We start from the raw sequence: 23,721 nt of genomic DNA, 5'->3' as shown, positions 1-23,721 counted from the left end.
ATAAAAACCAGGTGAAAGATTATTTTACACCTGATATTATATAAAAATAATAAAAACAACCGCAAAAATTACTTTTGTGGTTGTTTTGTTTCATAGATCCTAAGATTTAAATATTTTTGAGCTTTAATATCGGTTCAGAATTTGTAATTTGGATCAATATCAAAAACAAGGTAGAAATTATACCTTGTGTTCATAAAAACTTTTAAACATAAAAACCAAATGAATACTATTTGCGCATTGTGTGGAACACCGCTTACAGAAACAGATATGTCTGTAGGTAAAAATAAATTGGCTGATGGCGGTTACTTGTGTAAAGGATGCTTTACTAAAGCCATTAATATCAACAGAGACCTTATTAATAATCTTGATCAGTTTTATTTTGCGGAAATTACAGGAATGATTCTGAAAAGTAAAATCGATGTAAGCCAGAATCCGGGAGGTTCTCAATCTCCATCTAATGGGCACTATGAATATGATGCACCCACAAGACTGGATGAAATAAAGGATCAGATCGTTGCCCTTAATGCAAGACTGAGTGTCCTGGCAAATGAAGAAGTCAATGAATTAGCTGATATTCTGGACCGTGATGAAAAATTGCTGGCTATTGCAGAAGGAATAGACCTTCAGAGCAATAGGGAAGGAATTATATTTTCAACGCAAAGAAGAATTGCTTTTATTGATAAAAAATTTCTGGGCGGAGTTGTAAAAAATGAATTTCCTATTCAGGATATCTCGTCCGTTGACCATACTGAAAATCTTTTATATTCAATACTTACAATCAATTCCAATAGAGGTTCATCACAGTTTAAATTGCACAATAAAAATGACGGAAGAACATTTTCTGATGTCAAAAACAGGAGTGTGACTTACACGGAAAAAGATTTTAAACACGATCAAAGCCCATTTCAGGCGTTTTCTCAAACAATTCCAGGTTTGGTTCAGGAAAATGTATACTCCGGTGATAAACAAGATTCTGCAGTAATTTTTGAACAGTTGGAAAAATTGGGTACGCTGAGAGAAAATGGAATTCTGACAGATGAAGAGTTTTCAGAACAGAAGAAAAAACTACTTGATAAATTATAAAGAACAGAAATGAGTAATAATTGTGCATTGTGTAAAGCAGAATTAACATCTATGGATATGCTTTTGGGAGCTAATAAGCTTTCTGATGGTAATATTGTATGCAATAAATGTTTGAATATAGCAACTGATATCAATGAAGAATTGCTGTACAACCTCAACAAGTTCAGTATCGAAGATGTTCGTCAAATGTTGGATAGTGAAAGACAAGAATCTCTGCAGATTGCTGCACCCGTGAACCAGAATCTTACGATAACGACAGGTTCTGATACAAGACAGATCTCCAAAGAAGTTTATAAAAGAAGACGCCGTAAAATAGAATCCGAGCTGGAAAAACTGAATGCCAGTCTTTCCATGTTCACTAAAGGAGAAATTAAAGAGCTGCCTTATCTTATTCCCGAAGAAGAACCGATAATCGCCATTACGGATGCGCAGTTTGTCAATACATTGGCAGCAGGAATATTGGTGGCAACTTCCAAAAGGATGATTTCTGTTTCAAAATCAATGTTTGGAGCAGCAAAGATCAATGATTATCCTAATGAAAACATCAAAGCAGTAAGTTTTGTAACAGATCCGAGATCACCGGTCATTAAACTGCATCTTGATGAAAGAGTGGTAGAGTTTGAATGTTTTATGGATAAGGACGATGCAGAAAAGTTCTATGATACTATAAAAATGATTTATAATAATCCTGATAAACCGTTTCCAAAACAGATTGATCATCCGGTAAATGGAGTTTCACCGGAAGAAATTTTTAATCAGCTTGAAAAATTAGGGAAGCTGAGGGAAAACGGAATTTTGACTGATACAGAATTTGCAGAGCAGAAAAAGAAATTGCTGGCACAATTAAAATAATACTTTTTGCACCCAATCATGAAGGATAATAAAGTATCTCCGGAAATAGTTGAAAGCTGGCTTAAAGGATGGTGTGTATCAAGAGAAGTATCTTTTCCCGTTCCCTATAAATCAGGATTCAGAGTGTTCGTAGGTGATGAAAAGCAAAAAGAACGTTTTGTATTTCCTGAACTTAATGAAGATTTTTTTCAGCTTGCCAACTCAATTGATGAACCCTGGATTCACCTAAAAGTATCTGTTTCACCTGATGAATTTATAAAGAAAATCCCTGAAAGATGGGAACTGCAGCCACAAGGTTATATGATGACCTGCTTTCAACCGATGAATTTCCCGGAAATCAGCCTTGCAGAAGGATATCACTTGAATTTTTCTGAGTATAATACAACTTTTGTTGTCAGGATTACAGCAGAGAATGGTGAGCAGGCTTCCATAGGCCGGATCTCCCTTATAGATAATGTTGCTGTTTACGACAGGATTATTACCGAAAAAAAACATCAAAGGAAAGGGCTTGCTAGATTTTTATTGAAAGAACTTGAGAAAATAGCTTTGTCAAAAGGATTTTCGAATAATATTTTAGTGGCTACAGAAGAAGGAAAATTATTATATCAAACCTTAGGCTGGAAGGTTTACAGCCTGTACACCTCGGTTGTAATTCCCTCTCATCCATAAGTTTTTTATCAAATTAAATATTCTTTTCCCAGGAAACAGTAATTTAGGTTCTTAAACTATTATTATGAGTAAAAAATCAAGACTTGACGAAATAAGAGATGAGCTTAAAAATCTCAATATCAGCCCTACCATATTTGCCAGAAAAGAAATTCATGAATTGCCGGATATTCTTTCAGCAGATGAAAAAATTGTCTCTCTCGTTGAAGGCAGAAACAAATTGAACAATCACCATATCATTCTGGTTGCCACAGATAGGAGATTGATCTTTGTGGATAAGGAATTCATGTACGGATTGAAAGTAGAAGACTTTTCTTACAGTAAAATAAGCTCCATACAATATGAAACAGCATTTTTGCTGGCTTCCATAGATATTCAGGTTACAGATGATATTGTAGAGATTGACGGAGTAGGAAAGTATCATGCTGAGCTGTTTTGTGAAAAAGTAAGAGATTTTATGTCACGTCCGGAACAGCATTTTTAGAGTAAGTCTGAACCAAGTGTCTTAGATCAGCTTGAACAGTTGGGAAGATTAAAAGAAGCCGGAATACTAAGTGAAGAAGAATTTCTGGAGCAAAAGAAGAAACTTATAAACAAATTATGATAAAAGAAGTAGTTTTTAGAGCATTAAACTGGAGGTGGTATTTTACTTCTTTCATTGCATTATTTATTGGAATTATCTGCTGGCTATTGATCCTTATTTTACCCATTAGCAGCTTTACATGGAATTTTTTCTCTGCCATACCGTTTTTGGTAGCCGCTATAAGTTTTATTTTAGGAATTTCCAGGATGTTCAAGAAAGAGGAATTTAAAAATGGTCTTTGGCAATGTTTTTTAAGCATTGTGGTATTTTTTATAATTGGTGGTTTTTTCGCTTTTTGTCCGCCTAAAAGTCCTTATAAACCATACAATAATGATATCAAGAATCCAAAGAATGCAAAATTTTCTATGCCTTTGAAACTGTTTTCGGATGAAAAAGAGCTGGTTGAGGTTACTCAGCCTGATATTCTTATCTATGATTACTTGCAGCCGGGCTCTTATAAATATGATGTTTTTTTGAATAAAATAGAAAAAGGCAAGGTCTACTTAAAAGTCTATGATTTCAATACCAATAGAATTCTTTCCGAAAAAGAAATTAAAGACCAATCCATGAGAGAAGTCTTTAACCCCAATGATGAGCTGAAAGAATTTTCTAGTGGTGATAAAGATTTTACTGTGAAAGAAGGAGATTGGGGAAATTATTACGGAAGTAAGGTTGAAGTTTGGTTTCAGCCTGAAGATTCCAGCCAGCCTGAAAGAAAATTGATGATAAAAAATTATATCATTCAAGGAAATTAAAAATGATTTTAAACTAAAACCATGGAAAATTACTTAGAAATAAACAAAAAATCATGGAATGCAAAAGTAGAACCGCACTTGAAATCGGATTTCTACTTTGTAGATGAATTTTTAAAAGGCAGAACTTCTCTGAACTCAATAGAACTGGAGCTCCTTGGAGATATAAAAGGAAAAACTATTCTGCATCTGCAGTGCCATTTCGGGCAGGATTCTATTTCACTTTCAAGAATGGGTGCAATGGTTACTGGAATAGATCTTTCCGATAAAGCCATTGATGCCGCCATGGATCTTGCACAGAAATGTAGCACGGATACAGAATTTATCTGTTCAGATGTATACGACCTGTCGAATGTGCTGGATCAGAAATTTGACATCGTTTATACAAGCTATGGTACAATAGGCTGGCTTCCTGATCTTGAAAAATGGGCGGGAGTTATCAATCATTTCCTGAAGCCCGGAGGGCAATTCATCATGGCCGAATTTCATCCTGTTGTCTGGATGTTTGATGATGATTTTACAAAAGTTGCCTACAACTATTTCAATGAGAAACCCATTGTAGAAACTTATGAAGGAACCTATGCCGATCAGTCTGCACCTATTGTGCAGGAATATATAATGTGGAACCATTCTTTATCAGAAGTGCTCGATAACCTTATTAAAAAAGGTTTACAACTCAATACCTTCCAGGAATTTGACTGGTCGCCCTATCCTTGTTTCAGACATGTGGAAGAATTTGAAAAAGGAAAATGGAGAATTCCGCAGTTTGGAAATAAAATACCTATTGTGTATGCGCTGGCAGCAAAGAAAGAATAAAAATAACAGATTTTATAGCCATTTAAGATTCGGGAAGCTTTCAAGAAGATTAAGGAAATCCTGAGATCAAAAATTTTTCACCATCATTTTATCTTGAGGGTTTAATTTTCCCGATTTCAGCAATAAAAAAGTCATCGTAATATGAATCACGATGACTTTTTCCTATATATGAATGTTAAAAAAACTGCTCTCTGTTAATTAGCTCACGGAATCCTCAGCCTTTGTTTTTACTTCGTCCACTTTACTCTGAACCTGGGAAGCAACATCATTCGCTTTGCTTTTAAGGTCATTTCCCCATTTGTTAAGATTATCTTTTGCAGTATTGATTTTATCCTTTACCGCTTGTTGATCTTCAGGGCTTGAATTCTTATATTTCCAGTAAGCTAGTGCACCTAATCCTAGTAAAGCTAATAAGCCTTTTGTCTTGTTTCCCATGATTTCTATTTTTTTGTATTAATATTAAAATTTGTTGTTATGAATAATGTAAAATACGTGCCAAAAAAATAAACTGACTTATAAATAAATGTTAAATCTAAGAAAAGACTTCGAAATTTTCACCATCAAAACTGGCGAAAACCATAGTAGGATATGAATCCTGATGGTATATATTTCCATCTCTATCAATGGCGATGGCGCCTGCAAACCCGTCAATGGTTTTCAGCTCATCAAATGTTCTCTTAAAAGCCTCTTGAAGGCTCATTCCATCCGTAACTCTTGTTACAATTTTTGTGGCAGTAGCATTACTGACAATATCTTCACCCACACCGGTACAGCTTACTGCACAGAAAGCGTTGGCATAATTTCCGGCCACTGTGGCAGAATCTGAAATCCTTCCGGGAATTTCAAAACCTTTTCCTCCTGTAGAAGTGGCAACGGCAAGTTTGCCTTCAAGATCAATCGCTACACAGCCTACAGTGCCCTTACCGCCGTTGGAAAGTTTGGCTTCATATTCTTTTCTCCTCTGAGGAATTTCTGTAGAAAAATTTTCAAAACCGTGCGCTGATGCATAGATTTTGGCACCATTTCCTCCCAATACTCTGTCATCCTCATTGATAAGGTCTTTGGCAACAAAAATTGGGTTCTTTACATCCTGAATGTTGATTACTCCGCTAAGCTTCTGAGTTTCTCCGTCCATAATAGCAGCACTCATACGGATAATACCATCACTTTGAATCTGGGAACCGGTTCCTGCATTGTATAACGGATCGTCCTCCAGCAATGAAACAGCATAAGCAACAGTATCAAAAGCTGAATGGGTCTTAAGATAACCAAAAGCTTTTCTGGTGATTTCTTTCAGAGAATCCTGTTTTGCTGTTTTTACTTCATGGCTTTGGTCACTTTCAGAGAAAAAACCTCCGTGGATAATTACTTTCATAAAATTATAGATGATGGTTGATAAATGATTCTTTTACGAAGTTAATTAATAAAAGATAAAAGATAAAAGATAAAAGATAAAAGATAAAAGATAAAAGATAAAAGATAAAAGATAAAAGATAAAAGATAAAAGATAAAAGATAAAAGATATTGTTGTTAAACAACTATTATGCATCTGGATATCAACATCAATAAAAGTGGGCTTTAGCCCGCCTTACAATAAACATTTTAAATCCATTGGCTTTAGCCCAACTTGAAATATGAATGTTAAATAAAAAAACGGAACCGAGGTCCCGTTTGTATAGCTGTATTTATTGTTCTACTTATCCTGTGGAATAGGATTAAACTGCGAATTCTCAATCGTCAGCGTTTTTGTCGTAAGATCATAATGGTCATTCATAGACATGACATGTACTGTTAAATTATCAATAGAAATAGGTTCTCCGAGATTGATATTGGTAAGGTTGGTATCTTTAATAAATCTTCCGTCGACCAGAATAACAAGACCTGAGCCTACAGCAGTCATTACATCATTATGAATGAAAAGTCCTGTATCTTCTCCCAGCCCGATTCCCAAAGTTCTCGGATTGTTCACTACTGCCTGGAAAAGACGCCCGATTCTGCCCCGTTGTACAAAATGAGTATCAATAATAACGTTATCGATCAATCCTAACCCTTGAGTTGTTTTGATTTCTCCTTTTAAAAGTGCTTCAGAGCTGCTTCCCTGATAGATCATATTTTCAGAAGCTGCAGCAGCACCTGCAGAAGTTCCCGAATAAATAAAATCCTGCTCCTGGTATTTTAATAAAACCGTATCATGGAATCTGGTTCCTCCAAGAATAGAAGTCAGTCTCAGCTGATCTCCTCCGGTGAACATCATGACATCAGCAGCATTGGCTCTTGCCACCATCGCATCAGAATTGGCTTCTTCACGGTTGTGAATATCAAGAACATTTACATTTTTGGCCCCCAGAAATTCAAATGCTTTTTTATATTCAAAACCCACAATCTGAGGGATTTGGGAGGCGGTTGTTACAATTTCAATAACAGAATCTTCCTTAAGTTTTGATTCGTTGATGATTTTTCTTAAAATCCCGCGTTCAAAAAAATTAAGATTTTTTTCGATATTCTGGTCATAATCGGTTTCCGCAAAACTTCCCTTGTTTACAGCCCCTCCGATAACTATTAATTTTCCAACAGGTTTCGTCATGGTACAAAATTAAAAAATAATTAGCATTCTTTGGCGAAATTCGTGCCATCTTTAGTTGATTTTTAATGTTTTATAAATGTCAATTAAAATTTATTTTTTTTTAATGAATCTTTAAATATGGTATGGTTTTATTTTGGGTTTTACATTATCTTTGGCTATGAAAGGAGTTATTGTTAACTGTTAAAATGCCAATAGACTATGAAAATCGAAAAGATTCAGGCACTAAGAGGTCCTAACATCTGGAGCATCAGAAGAAAGAAGCTGATACAGATGAGGTTAGACTTAGACGAAATGGAGAATTATCCCACCAATAAAATCGAGGGATTCCGGGAAAGGATTGAAAAATTAATACCCTCACTGATTACCCACCGGTGTTCCGAAGGCGTGGAAGGAGGTTTTTTCCATAGAGTGGAAACAGGAACCTGGATGGGTCATGTCATTGAGCATATCGCTTTGGAAATACAGACCCTGGCCGGAATGGATGTGGGGTTTGGAAGAACCCGTGAGACCAAAACTCCGGGAGTGTATAATGTTGTATTCAATTATATTGAAGAAAATGCCGGGATTTATGCTGCAGAAGAAGCCGTGAGGATTGCAGAAGCATTGATTGAAGGCAAAGATTATGATTTAAATGCATGTATTCATAAATTAAAAGAAATCCGGGAACGTGTCCGCCTTGGTCCTTCTACCGGAAGTATTGTGGAAGAAGCAGCTTCCAGAAGAATCCCATGGATCAGATTGGGAACAAATTCCCTTGTACAGCTGGGATACGGAGTGAATCAGCAAAGATTTCAGGCCACTATTACCGGGAAGACAAGCTCTATTGCAGTTGATATCGCCTGTAATAAAGAATTAACCAAAAGAATGCTTCATGATGCAGCTATTCCGGTGCCGATTGGTGATCTGGTAACTGATGAAGAAGGTTTACATGCTGTAATCAGGAAAATTGATTATCCGATTGTGCTGAAACCTCTGGACGGAAACCATGGCAAAGGCTCGTCTATCAATGTCAATGATTGGGATTCTGCTAAAACAGGGTTGGAACATGCTCAGAAGTATTCTAAAAAAGTAATTGTTGAGAAATATATTACAGGCTACGATTTCCGTATTCTGGTGATCAATAATAAAATGGTGGCTGCTGCAAGAAGAGTGCCTGCCCACGTGGTAGGAGACGGTGAACTGAACCTTCAACAGCTTATTGAAAAAGAAAACAAAGATCCAAGAAGAGGTTACGGTCATGAAAATGTCCTTACTGAAATAGAGGTTGATAAAGATACGTTGGAACTGCTTGATAAGCTTCAGTATACCTTGGAAACTATTCCTCAGCGGGGTGAAGTGGTATACCTGAAATCAACAGCCAATCTTTCAACGGGAGGAACATCTATTGATGTGACAGATATGATACATCCGGAAAATATTACGATGGCCGAAAGGATATCTAAAATTATCGGACTTGATGTGTGTGGTATTGATGTGATGGCAGAAAATTTAACCCAGCCTTTAAAAGAAAGCGGCGGTGCAATCATTGAAGTCAACGCAGCACCTGGATTCAGAATGCATCTGGCACCCAGTGAAGGGTTGCCGAGAAACGTAGCTGCGCCTGTGGTGGATATGCTTTACCCACAGGGAAAACCTTTTACCATTCCAATCATTGCGGTAACGGGAACCAATGGGAAAACCACCACCACAAGACTTATTTCACATATTGTAAAAAGCAACGGTTACAGAGTAGGCTTCACAACTTCAGACGGTATTTATATTCAAAATACCATGCTTTCAAAAGGAGATACAACAGGACCACTTTCTGCAGAATTCATCCTGAAAGATCCTACCGTAGAATTTGCCGTGCTGGAAACAGCCAGAGGTGGAATTTTGCGCTCCGGGCTTGGCTTTTCACAATGCGATATCGGAGTTTTAACCAATATTGAGGAAGACCATCTGGGGATGAATGATATCCACAGTTTAAAAGATCTTACCAAAGTAAAGCGTGTTGTCTTGGACAGCGTTAAAAAGAGCGGATGGAGCGTGTTAAATGCAGATAATGAATATTCCATGAAGATTGTCAATGATCTCGATTGCAATGTGGCTATTTTCAGTATGGATGAAAACAATCCGCATATCGTAAAATTTGCCAAAGAAGGAAAAATTACCTGTGTCTATGAAGAAGGTTTTGTAACCATCAAAAAAGGTGATTGGAAGATCAGAATAGGAAAAGCCAAAGACTTTCCGATTACGATGGAAGGGAAGGCCAGATTTATGATTGAAAATGTATTGGCAGCCAGCTTGGCAAGTTATCTTTATGGATTCGGAATCGAGGATATTTCCAATTCTTTGAGAACATTTATTCCAAGTGCACAGCTTACCCCAGGCAGACTGAATGTTTTTAAATTCAAAAACTTTAAAGTGCTGATCGATTTTGCCCACAACCCATCCGGGTATGAAGCGATTGAAGATTACCTGAAAAATGTTGAGGCCACAAAGAAAATTGGTATTATTTCCGGTGTTGGAGACCGAAGAGATAACGATATCAGGGAGTGTGGAAAAATTGCAGGAAGAATGTTTGATCATATCATTATCCGAAATGAAAAACACCTTCGCGGAAGAACTGAAGAGGAAATCAATGGATTGATTATCGAAGGAATGCAGTCAGCAGGAAAAGATGTAAGCTATGAGATTATCCCGAAAGAAATTGAGGCATTAAAACATGCCATGGGAATGGCTGAAGAAGGAACATTTATTACGGCTCTGAGCGATGTGATTTCAAATGCCATTGATCTGGTGCAGGAATATCAGGCCAGGGAGCTGCTGGAAGATGATAAGAATATATAAAAAAGAAGAGGCCGTCTCACAACTCGTGAAAACGGCCTTTTTTATGAAATTTTACTGTACTTCCCTACGAGAAGGGTTTTCGTTTAGACGATTCTCAATCCACATCATCTAGTTGTGATACACTCTCGTTTCTACAAGTTTCCCAGGTTGCCTTTATGCTCTGCATTTTCTTAAGATAAAAATACAGTGGAATGAGTTCTAATCTAAGTGTAAAGCTGATCGTTGGAATGGTGAAAGGAATAATGACCATCATGATGAGACAAATTGCAATTCCTATGATCGCATCAGCTATTGCTGCTTGTGGTGCCCATTTTTGTTCAAACCAAAGTCCATAGGCTACAATACCTTTGAAAAGGAACAAAAAACAGATCAAAAGTCCTGTCATTGAATAGGGATGATCAGCCTTCATTCCATATAAAGATAAAGAAGTATGAGTTAACAGAGATCCTGTCATCAGTAAAATAGCAGATACTGTGCCCCCTATTAAAAATATCCATAGGAAAACTTTAATCCAGGTAGGTAATAGGTCTCTTCTTTGTGTTAAAATGTTGTTGTCAAATTCTGCGAAAGGTGTTGATCTTTCTTCCATGTATTATTAGTTTTTTATAAGTTATTATCCAAAAAAAGCATTTGAACTTCCGATCCAGATGGCATCTTTTTTATTGAAATCTACATTTACCATGGCGGCTTTAGTCATTCTTCCAAGATTTTCCAATAGGATAGGGCGCTCATCGTTTTCACGCCAGATATATAATAAACGGATCTCTGCTTTTGAAAAATCTCCGTTGATATCTTCAAAAACAGGCTCATAGTATACTTTTCTCTGCAAAATATAGTTTTCTTTATCCTGAATAGCATCTGTAATTTCTCTGGTAGGATTTAAATTAACACCGCTTCCTGCGAACGAGAACAAAGGCTTTAATACAAAATCTTCAAGATTTTCGTTTTCCGGAAATTCATGCAGGAAATAGCTCTTCGGAACGTACGGATGCTTAAGTAAAGGTAAAAGGAACTTTGAGATTTTAAAGAACCAATTCGGATGAGTGATCCATTTGACATCTACTTCGTCACGGAAATCAAATTCTGTGGTAAGATCCGGAATATTATCCAGCTCATCAAATATAACACGGTTGTAGATTCTTTTGATTTGCGTCCGCTTTCCATTATTTTCATAATACAATTTCTTGCCTTCTTTCTTTACTTTGGTGAGACATACTGTTTTGATTCCTATTAATTTCTCTGTGAGAGCAAAATCAATAGCCGTTTTCTGTTTTTCCGGGAAAATTTCCAGCAGGATTACATTTTCAGGATTTTCATCACCAACAATCAGCTCTTTTAAATAGCTTTTGAAAGTTTCATGAGCCATGGGATTTTTTATTTCTGAAAGAAAAGGGTAAACTTCACAATAGGTTTCTTCATGCACTTTTTGAAAAGCATACAAAGAAGGAAATGCCTGAAGTTCTATCAGCTGGGGTTCTATGGCTCCGTTTTCACTTTTGCAGACTCCAAAATCGATGGTAAAAAAATGAGGCTGACCCGTATCATTGGGAACCCGGCAGTTATCAGGAATAGCTTTTTGAAGCAGTTCTGCCGGCATTGCCTTAATCTGGCTGATAATACTTTCGCTGGCATCTATAAGTTTACGTTCAAACTCTTTAGTCAAAAAAATAGGGCTTTCTGAAACCCGGAAAGTAGGTGCTATACCTCCTTTTTCTGCTAATATATCTTTTAACTGATTGTATTTTTCATCCGAAAACTCCTGATTAAACTGTTTTCTGTATTTTGGAATCATATTTTTTTCTTTTGTGATGTTAAAAAAATCGAGCGTTTCTGCCCGATTGTTATATGCAGCCGGAAGCCGGCAGAGGGAAGTTCTTACACATGAAATCAGTCATGAATAAAAGGGTTTTCAGTAGTCTTAACTGATAATAACTTCCGACCTCCTTTTTCCAGCTTACAGCCTTTTAAACCAAAGATTCAGCTTCCTTCAGAATGTTTTTTTTTGCAAACTGAAGAAACCGTGGAAGGATTTGATCTCTGGTCAGGATGATTTTGTCTTCATCATCAATTCTGTCCATGGTTTCAAGATATTTTTCCATTCCAAAGTTTTCAATCATGGCTTCCCTGTTTTTTTCATCTTTAAGATTTTCAATCAGAGATTCAGGATTGGCTTCCGGATGAAACTGTGTTCCGAATATCTCCTCCGAAAAGCGAACGGCCATTACTGCTCTTTCAAGGTTGATATGAGGGCGGAATTTTTCAATTGCCATAATAGTCATTCCCAGTTCTTCGAAACGAGCATGGTCCGGTTCAATAAACTGATACGCTCTGGAGTCTACTGCATAAAAAGGATCCTGAAGGTTTTTGAATAAAAACTCCTCTTTTCCTTCGTCTGTTTTATGAACAGGCATTACTCCGAAAGAATAAGACTTTCTTTTGCAGATATTACCCAGATTCCAGTGAATACTTGCCAGCTGAAATGAATGGCAGATCAGGAAAAGATATTTTTTATCTTCATTATATTTGTTATGCTCAAGAACAGCATCCAAAAAATCAGCAAACCGGTCTTCCCAGGCAAAGCCTTCCCGATGCGGGCTTCCGGGGCCGCCTGAAGAAATAAAGATATCAAAGTCTCCGATTTCCGGCATTTCATCTTTGAACCTTACATCAAACGTTTTGATCACAACATTTTCTTCAGAGTTCTGCTGAAAAGCTTCGGAAATTTCTTTAATGTTTCTAAAGCCTTGGTTCACATGATTATTGTTCATGTCCAGCAGAGCAATTCGAATATCTTTCATTACATCATATTTTTTGTAAAGTTACCAAAAAATTATGAAGCGGGTCCGCCATGTGTTATACCATATTCAGTTTCAGAAATCATATAATCAACAACTTTCGTGAGATCGCCTGTTTCCTTAAAGATCTGAAGCTGCCGGTCTGCACCGGTTCCGTTTTCAAGAATTTTCCAGGCATATTCAACTTCGTCACGGCATCCCAGATCGTCTACCACATCATCAATAAACTCTAAAAGCTCTTTTAACAAATGAGGATAAGGAACAGATTCTTCTTTTCCGAAATCAATCAGATGAGCTTCTATACCACTTTTGGAGGCCCGCCATTTATTTTCATTCAACAGCAGCCTTCTGTAGCTTCTGAAACTTAAATTCTGCTGGTGAAGTTTATAGATTTTGGCCACTAAACTCTGCATAATTGCTGCCAGGCAGACTGTTTCATCAATCCTTAACGGCATATCACAGATTCTGAACTCAATAGTAGGGTAGAACGGATGAACACGCAAGTCCCACCAGATTTTCTTGGCATTGTCAATAGTTCCTGTTTTTACCAGAAGATCTACATAGCTGTCAAATTCCGCCAGTGAATTAAAATAACTTGGAATACCGGTTCTCGGGAATTTTACGAAAATTTCCTGCCTGTAAGATTTAAATCCTGTATATCTTCCGATCCAGAAGGGTGAATTGGTAGAAAGCGCATATACGTGGGGAAGAAAATAACGCATCACATTCTGAATTCTTACACCTTCTTCACGGTTGGGAATTCCGATATGAACATGCAGTCCGAAAATAAGATTTTCACGGGCCACATCTCCCATATCATCAACGATTTTGATGTATCTTTCTCCCTGGCTGATATTGTTTTCCGACCAGTGGGAAAATGGGTGGGTGCCTCCGCCTGAAACACGCAGTCCCTGCTCATGCGCAATATTGATAAGATGACGTCTTAAATTCGTTAATTCTGCCCGGGCTTCCTGGATATTCTGGCAGATCCCTGTTTCCATTTCAATCATGGATTCGTGCATTTCATGCTTTAAGTTTTCACTTAAAACTGCTTTGCCGCCTTCAATGATTTTTGAAACGTGAGAAACCAGATCTCTGCTTTCCACATCAATGATCTGATATTCTTCTTCAATTCCAATAGTAAACTGATGCATTTTTCCTGTGTTTTTTTATTTCTTTTCAATGTTATTTTATGGAATCTTTCACAAAGGTTCCCCAGGCAATATTGGGTTTTCCCGGAACATATTCTTTGGCTTTTTCTATCGCCAGCTTTGCTGCATGTTCTATAATCCATGCAAAATTTTCTTCTCCTACAGAATTCAGGTCTGCATCCGGAGCCGGATTGCAGAAATCGATGGCATAAGGAATACCGTCTCTTACAGCAAATTCTACCGTGTTGAAATCATATCCTAAAGCCTCATTCATAGTAATGGTATAATCATGAATGGTTTTCAGTAGTTTTTCAAGCTCTTCACCTTGGGTCTGATGGGAAGTTGCATATCTCAAATGAGGGGCATTTCTCGGCTCATAAGGCATGATGTGGACATATTTCCTGCCCAGGCAGTACACTCTGTAGTAGTCATCAAAGATGATTTCTTCCTGTACTATCATCACCAGCTGTTCTGTTTCGCTTAATTTGTTCCAAAGATCATCAGGATTTTCCACTCTGTAAACATTTTTCCAGCCGCCGCCATCATGGGGTTTCATATAAGCAGGAAACCCTACATAATTGAAGATATATTCCCAGTCATGCGGAAATTTCAGGTTCCTGAATGAAGTTTCAGAGGTATTGTCCGGTCTCTGATGAGACGGAAGTAAAACCGTTTTAGGAAGCGGCATTCCCAGTTTGGACATCAGGGCATTGTTGAAAAACTTCTCATCAGCACTCCACCAGAACGGATTGTTGATCACATAAGTGCCATTAAGTGCCGCATTTTTCAAATAAGCTTTGTAAAAGGGAACATCCTGTGAAATTCTGTCGATGATTACTGCATAGCCATAATCTGCGCCCTGTTCCAATTTATCTATAGTCACGGGTTCAGCGATGATATCTCCACCGCCCAGTTCATTCACTTTGTCTATAAATGCCCAGGGAAAAGTGTCTTCCATACCGAAAAGAATTCCTACTTTTTTTGTCATAATTTTTGTTTTTAAGGTGGGTGTATATTTTTTTCTATTTGTCTTTTTTATGTTTATGTTTTAAGAGAAAAAGTTTCCTATGAAAGTAGGGAAAACCATTCTCCATAAAGGCCAGTCGTGGCCGATCCATTTTCTTTCATCATACCAGAAATCTATGCCTTTTATCCTCAGTATTTCTGCCATTTCAACATTTTTATCTCTGCAGATATCCTGATCAGAGGTGCTCAGCACAATATGCATATGTTTGTACTTCCAGGCTTCATCATTCCTTACAAATTCCCTCGGACAGTTGAAATATACCAGATCATCGGAATAACCGTCCATAAAGTTTCTTATGCTGAATGCCCCGGAAAGACAAAACAGGTGAGAAACCACATCCGGAAATCTGAAAGCGAAATTAGCAGCATGATAGCCTCCGAAGCTTGCTCCCGCAACTGCAACACGATGCGTTTTATGAAGCTTTTGGATGTAAGGAACAAATTCCCTGATCAGAAACTGTACATACCGTTCGTAGTTCCTAATTCTTTGCTGAGGAGATATTTTGTCATCATAAAAGCTCCAGCTGTCAATAGTCTGTACATTGTAAAGCTTTACTTTTCCCTGTTCTATAAACCAGTTGATGCTTCCATTCAGATGAAAGTCATGGTTTTGGGTGTATTGTCCCTGTGAAGTAGGGAACATGATAATAGGATGGCCGTAATGTCCGGTCACTTCTACTTTGAGACTTGTTCCCAATATATTTGAATAATACTCTGTATGTTCTATATGAGGCATTTTCCTTGTTTATTATTGTGCTTTATATTTATTTTAATAATTTAATTCCTTCAGGCTGATCTTTTCTGAAATGTCCATTTTGATCCAGGTCGGTTGGCATGAATTGATTCAACGAACTGATAATATGCTTTGCTTTGCCATTGCCGGAATTTATCTTTTCTAAATTACTCTTTAGTATGGAATCTTCGGATAGATTGTATATTATGAATTCAATAACATTTTGAATATCAATGTTGCAGTTCATTTTTAAGAACTCAGTTTGTTACTTTTGGGAGGAAGAATATTCAGCATATCTGTATGGATTATTTCTGCAGCAGAATCCAGTCTTTCCTGTACAACGGAAGCATCTGCGGATTTATAGACAATCCCGACGTGATAATCTATTGGAAGGAATTTTACCACCTCATCACATTCAAAATTACTGTAATCCGGTTCTTTATCCTTAATCAGGGCTACAATAAGCCCGGAATAGTATCCTGTGGGTGGTGAAACACTATAATCATTACCCCTCAGAAGTGCATCTTCAATTTTAGCCCATTCCCTCCAGATATTGATACCGCTTGAAGCTTCAACCAGATCTGGAATATGAGCCCCGCCAACTCTGGATGACGTTTCAAGGAAATACCATTTCCCGTCTTCTTTTCCACGGATAAATTCTGTATGGGTAGCTCCATTGATCAATCCGAAATTGGAAAGAACTCTGGCATTTATTTCTTCCAGGGCCTTAAACTCCTCGGAATATCTTCCTAACGTCTTGGACCGGAATACTCCGCCTTCATGGGAAACCTGCATTGGAGGAGCCAGGTATTTTGAGGCAGAAGTGAATACAATTTTTTTATTAAAAGTAAGGCTGTCCACATGGTAAACGTCTCCGGGCTTAAAACTTTCCAGCAAAAAAAGATGACGCTCTTCACCCAATGTTTCTAATGCCTCATAAAGTTGTTCTTTGGAGGTGATTTTTTTAATTCCTGATGCTGAAGCTTCAGAACGGGGTTTTAGTACCCATGGTGCAGGAACGCGGTCTGTAAATTCATCAACTTCATTATCATTGAAAACAGCTGTAAATTCAGGCACACTGATCGCTGAATCTTTTGCTTTTTGACGCATTGCCAGTTTGTCTCTGAAATATCGGTGGGTAGTCTGCCCCATCCCCGGAATACGGAATGTTTCCCTGATCAATGCTGCTTTTTCCACATCGTAATCATCCAATGCTACTACAGCATCTACTTTTCGGGTTTTCATAAGGTGGGAAAATCCCTGGATCAGATGCTCCAGATTCCATACGGAAGGTTTCAGCTCGGGCATATAAAATACCTCATCAATAGCGTGCCACGGCCAGTTTTTTTCTTTAAGGTTTTCTGAGGTTACCAGAATGATTTTATTGCCGAGCTTCTTCATCTCGTCCATAAAATCGTAGCCTTTATAATAGCACGAAATACATACGATAGTTTTCTTCTCCATATAATGTTTTTTAATAATTAGTGAATTTTCAAAAATAAAAGCATTTGTTTATTGTTTTATTAATATTAAAAAATACAATATCTTGAAGTTTTGAAAATCCGCTAATCAATTATACAGAGTTTTTTTGTAAAAAACTAATTTTTAGTGATAATTTTCAATTAAATTCACGAGGAGTTGAACTCCAAAACCCGTTGCTGCTTTTTCCCTGGCATAGCCTACACTTCCGAAGGCTACTCCGGCAATATCCAAATGGGCCCATTTAGGGTGGTTTTCAATGAATTGCTCTAAGAATTTTGCGGCAATAATACAATCTCCGACAGGTTTCAGGGAGATATTTTTCATATCCGCTACATCAGACTGAATATCATCTTTCCAGACATCCCATAAAGGAAGATTCCATACTCGCTGATTGGTTTGGTCTCCGGTTTTTATCAGATTATTTTTCAGCTCCTCATTATTGGAGAACATAGCGGCACAGGTGTCTCCGAACATGCGTACAGAGCTCCCTGTTAAAGTAGCCAGGTCAATAAGGAAATCGGTTTTGTAGTTTTTGGAAAGATAAGATAACCCGTCAGCAAGAATCAGTCTGCCTTCTGCATCCGTATCAAGTACTTCAATGGTTTTTCCGTTGTAAGCTGTGATCACATCACTCGGAAGCAGGGCTTTTTCAGAAATAGCATTGTCTGTAATAGGAAGAATGGCAACAATATTTACCGGAAGCTGCATTTCAGCGGCATAGATTAATGTTCCCAAAACAGCTGTTGCTCCGCCCATATCAGACTTCATATAATGCAGATTGGCAGAGCTTTTTATTGATATTCCTCCGGTGTCAAACAAGATGCATTTTCCTACCAGTCCGAAAGTTTTGGCATTTTTAACGGTGGTTTTATATTCTAAAATAGTAAAAGCCGCATCATAAGCACTTCCCTGATTGACAGAAAGGTAAGCGCCCAATCCAAGCTCCTCACATTTCTTTCTGTTGAAGGCCGTGTATTTTAATTCATATTTTTTGGCCAGATTTTTAAGATATGCACTTAATATATCCGGTTTTTTAAGATTGGCAGGTTTGTTGAGCCAGTCCTGACATGCCGTTTGTCCGTTAATTAATGCTTCTGATTTCTGGCTGATATGATCTAATTTTTTCTGGCTTAAATTTTCAAAGTGTAATTCAAATTTTGCATTCCAGAAAGCATGTTTCTTCTCAAAAGGGTAGTTATAAGTCCCGATCAAGAGTCCTTTTACAAATTCTTCAAATTGTTTTTCATTCATAAAATCGGCCAATGCCAACGTAGGAACTGCCTGTATTTTTTCTTTCTGTGTCTGCGAAAACCTGGCTGCCACCTGCTGGATTTCGAAATTTTGTAAAGCAGATTTTCCCAGTCCGATAAAATAGGTGATTCCTTCTTCATGGGCATTGACAAAAACTTCATGCTTCTTTCCCGTGAAAAAAGTGGAAATATTTTTATTGAAATTCTTACTCGTTTTCGTCCATTCTTCTTCGGTAAATAGATGGAAGACCTGAGTGTAATTTTTGTTTTTTTTATTGATTAGTTTCATAATAGATGTTATATTTTCTATAATCATGCATCGCTGTCTCCATGCTGTTTTTATCTGTCTGAAAATTTTCTACAGCGATTTATATGTTTTTAGTTTTTAATGCTTTGTTGCTGTGGTTTTACTTCAACAGGGTTTTCCGTATTGTCATAGAACAGCCATTCGATAGCTCTCGGAAATTCCTGTGACCAGTAAAATTCATTGTGGGTGCCTTCAGGATTGATATTGGTTTTAAATTCAAAATCAAAAAGCTTTTTTTCTTCCCATCTTTTCAGATATTCTTCAAAAATATGAATTCTTTTGACCATTTTAGCCCCTTCCTGCCCTCCGCCGTACAGATAGATTTTTGTCTTAAAAGGAACCCGGAAATTCATCATCGGGAAGTTGTTATTCGGTTCTACCCAAAGAGAAGGTGAGAAGATCAACAGCTTGGAATAGACTTCTGGGTAAAGAAATCCACTGTATATACTGATCAGTGCACCCAATGAGCTGCCTCCGATCCCGGTATTATCACGGTCTTTTTTAGTTCTGTAATTTTCGTCTACAAAGGGTTTTAGCGTATCGGCTATAAAGCGGATATATTTTTTTCCTTCAGAACCGTTGGCCACATGGTCATTATCGAAGATATATTCTTTGATTCTTTCCTCACTGCCATGTTCTATTGCAATGATGATAAGATCTCCGCGTCCGTATTCTGCAAGGATCGATAATTTTTTGTCGATTTCCCAGTTCCCGAAACCGCTTCCTTCATTGAACAGGTTCTGTGCGTCCTGAAGGTATAAAACAGGATACCGCTTATCAGTTGTGTGATAATCATATGGAAGGAGTGCCCATACTTTACGGTAACGGTCAAGCTGAGGGATATAAAAATTTTCAGAAATGACTTCTGCTACAGGATAATATTCTTCTTTGAACGGCCCCCAGTTTAATCTCCATTTTTGTACAGAATCAGAAATTTTACCAACAGATTTTTTTGCTTTCCGATTGGGGGTAATATTTCCATACTGGTCCAGTTCCACATTCTCCCAGCCGCCCTTTGTGAATTTATATTCAATATCTTCGGGGAGAATCTGATCCTCAATTTCTATAAAATAGCCGGAGGAATCAGTTTGTGTAAGCTGAAAATTGTAATCTTTAGGATTCCAGTTGTTGAAATTTCCGGTGATAAATACCGGTCTGTCGTCTTTTTCTTCTGTATAAAGTTCAAACCTCATCGGATGTGTTTAATAAATGTAGATGTTAAATTTATAAAAAAGATTGTTTTGGAATCATAAAAATATGCGTTAAAAAATTGATATATTTGATAGATAGACGAAACCGAAATGATTTTGACAATTATTTGATGAATAATTAATCGCTGTTGTCAGTATTTTTCGTAGTTTCAGGGAAAATATAAATACAAACCGATCTTGATGAATTCTGTTAAAACCTACACGCTTTTTACCGATCATGATGTGTATCTTTTTAAGGAAGGTAAACATTATAAGCTGTATGGTAAATTTGGAGCACATTCTGCAGAAAAGGAAGGTGTAAAGGGCGTGTATTTTTCCGTATGGGCACCTTATGCAAAGAAAGTCTCCGTTATCGGAAATTTTAATAACTGGAATCATAAAGATCATATTCTGTTTCCAAGATGGGATGAATCCGGGATTTGGGAAGGATTTATTGAAGGATTAACCTGGGGAACCTTATATAAATATGCCATTGAAACACAGGGAGGCGAAATTCTTGAAAAAAGCGATCCCTATGCACTGAGCTGGGAGCAGAATATTCAGGCCGCATCTCTGGTTTCCACCACCTGGTACGAATGGAATGACCAGGAATGGATGGATAGCCGCTGGAAAAAAAACAGACTGGAAGCGCCCATATCCGTATATGAGCTTCATCTGGGTTCCTGGGTAAGAGAAGGAGATCAGCCCCAGCGTTTTTTAAATTACAGAGATATAGCCAAAAAGCTGGTTCCTTATATAAAAGAAATGGGGTTTACCCATGTAGAATTTATGCCCGTGATGGAATATCCTTACGAACCAAGCTGGGGGTACCAGATTACCGGTTTCTATGCGGCTACTTCACGATTTGGCTCACCACAGGATCTGATGTTCCTGATTGATGAGCTTCATAAAAATGAAATAGGTGTTATTCTGGATTGGGTTCCGTCTCATTTCCCGGGAGACGCCAATGGTCTTCACCGTTTTGACGGCTCCTATCTGTATGAGCATGAAGATCCGAGAAAAGGTTTTCATCCGGACTGGAAGTCCTATATTTTCAATTACGGGAGAAATGAAGTCAAGTCTTTTTTAATTTCAAATGCGATGTTCTGGCTGGATCGTTATCATGCCGATGGATTGCGTGTGGATGCCGTTACCTCAATGCTTCATCTGGATTATTCAAGGAATGAAGGCGAATGGGAGCCTAATATCTATGGAACCAATGTCAATCTGGAAGCTAAAACCTTTCTGCAGGAGTTTAATACAGCTGTTTATAAGGAATTTGGGGATAATATCATGACCATTGCAGAAGAAAGTTCAGATTTCCCCATGCTCACCAAGCCCGTTCATGACGGTGGCGTAGGATTTGGAATGAAATGGATGATGGGCTGGATGCATGATACGCTGGATTATTTCAAAGAAGATTTTGATAACCGTAAATTTCATCATCATAAACTGACCTTTGCTTCCATGTATATGTATAATGAAAATTATATGATGCCTTTGTCACACGATGAAGTCGTACACGGAAAAGCAAGCCTGATCTATAAAATGAAAGGCGATGAATGGCAGAAATTTGCGAATCTGCGCGCCTTATATGTATATATGTATACCCATCCCGGAGCCAAACTGCTTTTTATGGGTGATGAGTTCGGGCAGACCAGTGAATGGAATTTTACCAGAAGCCTCGACTGGCATTTACTGGAATATCCTGTTCATAAAGGCATGCAGGAACTTGTTAAAGAACTGAATCACCTGTACAGATCTGAAACGGCCTTTTATGAAAATCAGTTTGATAAACATGGTTTTGAATGGGTAGAAGCTGATGATCTTGAAAACTCAGTGTATGTTTACCTCAGAAAAGGTACAAAAAGAGATAATATGGTAATGGTGGTTTTAAATCTGGCACCCAAAGTTTTGGATTATAAAATTGGAATTCCTGCAGGAACACACTGGGAAGTTATTTTTAATTCAGATGAAAAAAAATACAGCGGAAGCGGTGTTGAACCTGAAATAGTAGAAGAACAGTATGAAGAATGGAGAGGACACCCTAAATCAATGACTGTAAAACTTCCTCCGCTGGCAGGGATTATTTTAAAGCAGAAGAAAGATAAAAAATATAAATTACACAGAATTAAACATAAGAGATAAAGAATGGTGGTGTATCATTTAAGTACAGAATGTTATCCTGTAGCAAAAGTAGGCGGACTGGCAGATGTTGTCGGAGCGCTGCCGAAATATCAGAACAAAACAAAAGGTGTAGAGGCCAAGGTGGTAATGCCATGGTACAACAAATCCTTTGTTTTTGATCATGAATTTGAACTGGTTTTTGACGGATTTATTCACCAGGGACCCAATATGCTGCAGGTTCAGATCCTGAAAGAAAAAACAAACGTTCTTGGATTTGAATTGTATATGGTGAGAATTCCGGGATTATTAGACAGAGACAATCCTTACGGATATGAAGATGAAAATTTCCAGTTTCTGGCTTTTCAGCATGGAGTGTTGCATTGGTTGTCTGCTATGCAAATCCGTCCCGATGTACTGCATTGCCATGATTATCATACAGGCCTCGTTCCTTTTATGGTGGAGCATTGTGCTGAATTCGAATTTCTGAAAGGAGTAAAAACAATAGGAACCATCCACAACGGAGAATACCAGGGAATGATGAGCTGGAATATGGCCAGTTATATGCCTTCTTTCGATGCTTACAAATGGGGGCTGATAGATTGGAACGGATTGATAAATCCCCTGGCGAGCATGATTAAATGTGCCGATGCTTTTACCACCGTTTCCGAAGGCTACCTTGAAGAACTTTTTATAAGTTTCCGCGGACTGGAAAGCCTCGTCCGGCAGGAATTTGGGAAAGCCTATGGAATTATCAACGGTATTGATACCGAAATCTGGAATCCGGAAACTGATCCTATGCTGGATTTTAACTTTAACAGTAAAAATGCAGTAGCTCAGAAGAAAAAAAATAAAGAAAAGCTCTGTAAGGAATATGGGTTGAAACCTGAGCTTCCTCTGTTTGCCTTTATTGGGCGATTCGCAACAGAAAAAGGAGCCGATCTGCTGCCGGATGTAGTATGGCGAAGCATTAAGCAGAGTTATGGAGCCTTAAATATTATGATTCTCGGTTCAGGAAATACCTATATTGAAAATAAGCTGAAAGAATACGACTATACCTACAGCAATTTTGCACTGGATCTGGGATATAAGGAACATCTTTCCCATAAGATCTACGCATCGGCAGATTTTCTTCTGATGCCGTCAAGAGTAGAACCGTGCGGTTTAAACCAGATGTATTCAATGAGATACGGAACCGTTCCGGTAGTAAGATATACAGGTGGATTGAGAGATACCGTAGAAGATATTTCAACCGGCGGAGCGGGACTGAACTTTACTTATCCGGGGGTAGATGATGTTGTACATGCGATGAACAGGGCAATGGCGATTTATCATCAGAAAGGTGTCATGGAAGATCTTATCCATGCCAACATGAATTTTGACTTTGCATGGGAGAAATCTGCAGAAAAATACATAGCTTTATATAATAGCTGATACAACGAGAATTCTCGGATTTTTATAATTAAAAAGGCAAAAATGCTTTAAAGTAGCAGTAAAC

Annotated in this window: 22 protein-coding genes; 10 read left to right on the top strand and 12 right to left on the bottom strand. The window is 37.8% G+C overall.

Annotation, left to right across the window (positions count from 1 at the left end):
• The first annotated feature begins 219 nt into the window (after positions 1–219).
• The 7 genes from ACP3T3_RS05060 to ACP3T3_RS05030 all read left to right on the top strand — a co-directional run bounded on the left by ACP3T3_RS05060 (position 220) and on the right by ACP3T3_RS05030 (position 4,752).
• The gene (locus tag ACP3T3_RS05060) at positions 220–1,083 is read left to right on the top strand and encodes a PH domain-containing protein (protein WP_426478829.1); all 864 of its coding nucleotides are present in this window, start codon (positions 220–222) and stop codon (positions 1,081–1,083) included.
• Positions 1,084–1,092: 9 nt separating this feature from the next.
• Positions 1,093–1,935, top strand: a complete 843-nt coding sequence (locus ACP3T3_RS05055) for a PH domain-containing protein (RefSeq protein ID WP_426478828.1) — start codon at positions 1,093–1,095, stop codon at positions 1,933–1,935.
• 18 nt (positions 1,936–1,953) lie between these two features.
• Complete coding sequence (locus ACP3T3_RS05050) at positions 1,954–2,604, top strand: GNAT family N-acetyltransferase (protein ID WP_426478827.1); 651 nt, start codon at positions 1,954–1,956, stop codon at positions 2,602–2,604.
• 64 nt (positions 2,605–2,668) lie between these two features.
• Positions 2,669–3,085 (top strand): PH domain-containing protein, encoded by a 417-nt coding sequence (locus tag ACP3T3_RS05045; RefSeq protein ID WP_426478826.1) that lies wholly within the window; start codon positions 2,669–2,671, stop codon positions 3,083–3,085.
• 39 nt (positions 3,086–3,124) lie between these two features.
• Entirely contained in the window at positions 3,125–3,205 is an 81-nt protein-coding gene (locus tag ACP3T3_RS05040; protein ID WP_426479945.1) for an SHOCT domain-containing protein, read from the top strand.
• Positions 3,202–3,939: a hypothetical protein gene (locus ACP3T3_RS05035; RefSeq protein ID WP_426478825.1), complete on the top strand. Its 738-nt coding sequence runs from the start codon at positions 3,202–3,204 to the stop codon at positions 3,937–3,939. The genes ACP3T3_RS05040 and ACP3T3_RS05035 overlap by 4 nt, the downstream gene beginning before the upstream one ends.
• A 21-nt stretch (positions 3,940–3,960) precedes the next feature.
• A complete protein-coding gene (locus ACP3T3_RS05030; RefSeq protein WP_426478824.1) occupies positions 3,961–4,752 on the top strand; it encodes a class I SAM-dependent methyltransferase in 792 nt (263 codons plus the stop codon).
• A 198-nt stretch (positions 4,753–4,950) separates the two neighbouring features.
• On the opposite strand, the gene ACP3T3_RS05025 is transcribed toward ACP3T3_RS05030, so the two are convergent.
• From ACP3T3_RS05025 to ACP3T3_RS05015, 3 genes are all read right to left on the bottom strand, one after another.
• Positions 4,951–5,187 carry a YtxH domain-containing protein gene (locus ACP3T3_RS05025; RefSeq protein WP_426478823.1) on the bottom strand — a complete coding sequence of 79 codons (237 nt, stop codon included), beginning with the start codon at positions 5,185–5,187 and terminating at the stop codon, positions 4,951–4,953.
• 97 nt (positions 5,188–5,284) lie between these two features.
• Positions 5,285–6,127 (bottom strand): isoaspartyl peptidase/L-asparaginase, encoded by an 843-nt coding sequence (locus ACP3T3_RS05020; protein ID WP_426478822.1) that lies wholly within the window; start codon positions 6,125–6,127, stop codon positions 5,285–5,287.
• A gap of 318 nt (positions 6,128–6,445) precedes the next feature.
• Complete coding sequence (locus ACP3T3_RS05015; protein WP_426478821.1) at positions 6,446–7,336, bottom strand: cyanophycinase; 891 nt, start codon at positions 7,334–7,336, stop codon at positions 6,446–6,448.
• A 198-nt stretch (positions 7,337–7,534) separates the two neighbouring features.
• Between ACP3T3_RS05015 and cphA the strand changes: the two genes are divergently transcribed.
• Positions 7,535–10,165 carry a cyanophycin synthetase gene (cphA, locus tag ACP3T3_RS05010; protein WP_426478820.1) on the top strand — a complete coding sequence of 877 codons (2,631 nt, stop codon included), beginning with the start codon at positions 7,535–7,537 and terminating at the stop codon, positions 10,163–10,165.
• Positions 10,166–10,259: 94 nt separating this feature from the next.
• Here cphA and ACP3T3_RS05005 read toward each other — a convergent pair whose 3' ends face one another.
• The 9 genes from ACP3T3_RS05005 to ACP3T3_RS04965 all read right to left on the bottom strand — a co-directional run bounded on the left by ACP3T3_RS05005 (position 10,260) and on the right by ACP3T3_RS04965 (position 20,102).
• Positions 10,260–10,754 carry a hypothetical protein gene (locus ACP3T3_RS05005; RefSeq protein ID WP_426478819.1) on the bottom strand — a complete coding sequence of 165 codons (495 nt, stop codon included), beginning with the start codon at positions 10,752–10,754 and terminating at the stop codon, positions 10,260–10,262.
• A 24-nt stretch (positions 10,755–10,778) separates the two neighbouring features.
• Positions 10,779–11,957: a hypothetical protein gene (locus tag ACP3T3_RS05000; protein WP_426478818.1), complete on the bottom strand. Its 1,179-nt coding sequence runs from the start codon at positions 11,955–11,957 to the stop codon at positions 10,779–10,781.
• A 172-nt stretch (positions 11,958–12,129) separates the two neighbouring features.
• On the bottom strand, positions 12,130–12,963 hold the full coding sequence (locus ACP3T3_RS04995) for a type 1 glutamine amidotransferase (protein WP_426478817.1): 834 nt from the start codon (positions 12,961–12,963) through the stop codon (positions 12,130–12,132).
• A gap of 32 nt (positions 12,964–12,995) precedes the next feature.
• On the bottom strand, positions 12,996–14,114 hold the full coding sequence (locus tag ACP3T3_RS04990) for a carboxylate-amine ligase (protein ID WP_426478816.1): 1,119 nt from the start codon (positions 14,112–14,114) through the stop codon (positions 12,996–12,998).
• 31 nt (positions 14,115–14,145) lie between these two features.
• Positions 14,146–15,099 (bottom strand): ATP-grasp domain-containing protein, encoded by a 954-nt coding sequence (locus ACP3T3_RS04985; protein ID WP_426478815.1) that lies wholly within the window; start codon positions 15,097–15,099, stop codon positions 14,146–14,148.
• Positions 15,100–15,159: 60 nt separating this feature from the next.
• Positions 15,160–15,873: an alpha/beta hydrolase-fold protein gene (locus ACP3T3_RS04980; RefSeq protein ID WP_426478814.1), complete on the bottom strand. Its 714-nt coding sequence runs from the start codon at positions 15,871–15,873 to the stop codon at positions 15,160–15,162.
• A gap of 246 nt (positions 15,874–16,119) precedes the next feature.
• The gene (locus ACP3T3_RS04975) at positions 16,120–17,334 is read right to left on the bottom strand and encodes an ATP-grasp domain-containing protein (RefSeq protein ID WP_426478813.1); all 1,215 of its coding nucleotides are present in this window, start codon (positions 17,332–17,334) and stop codon (positions 16,120–16,122) included.
• Between the two features lie 141 nt (positions 17,335–17,475).
• A complete protein-coding gene (locus ACP3T3_RS04970; protein ID WP_426478812.1) occupies positions 17,476–18,891 on the bottom strand; it encodes a leucyl aminopeptidase family protein in 1,416 nt (471 codons plus the stop codon).
• An 89-nt stretch (positions 18,892–18,980) separates the two neighbouring features.
• Positions 18,981–20,102 (bottom strand): alpha/beta hydrolase-fold protein, encoded by a 1,122-nt coding sequence (locus ACP3T3_RS04965; protein WP_426478811.1) that lies wholly within the window; start codon positions 20,100–20,102, stop codon positions 18,981–18,983.
• 198 nt (positions 20,103–20,300) lie between these two features.
• Between ACP3T3_RS04965 and glgB the strand changes: the two genes are divergently transcribed.
• Together glgB and ACP3T3_RS04955 are read left to right on the top strand one after the other, a co-directional pair.
• On the top strand, positions 20,301–22,247 hold the full coding sequence (glgB, locus tag ACP3T3_RS04960) for a 1,4-alpha-glucan branching protein GlgB (RefSeq protein WP_426478810.1): 1,947 nt from the start codon (positions 20,301–20,303) through the stop codon (positions 22,245–22,247).
• A gap of 3 nt (positions 22,248–22,250) precedes the next feature.
• A complete protein-coding gene (locus ACP3T3_RS04955) occupies positions 22,251–23,657 on the top strand; it encodes a glycogen synthase (RefSeq protein WP_426478809.1) in 1,407 nt (468 codons plus the stop codon).
• Positions 23,658–23,721: the final 64 nt, after the last annotated feature.

This window comes from Chryseobacterium sp. CBSDS_008 (assembly GCF_049959325.1).
GTDB lineage: Bacteria > Bacteroidota > Bacteroidia > Flavobacteriales > Weeksellaceae > Chryseobacterium.
Note: the sequence above shows the minus strand (reverse complement) of the source record. Positions and strands in the feature narration are given on the sequence as shown.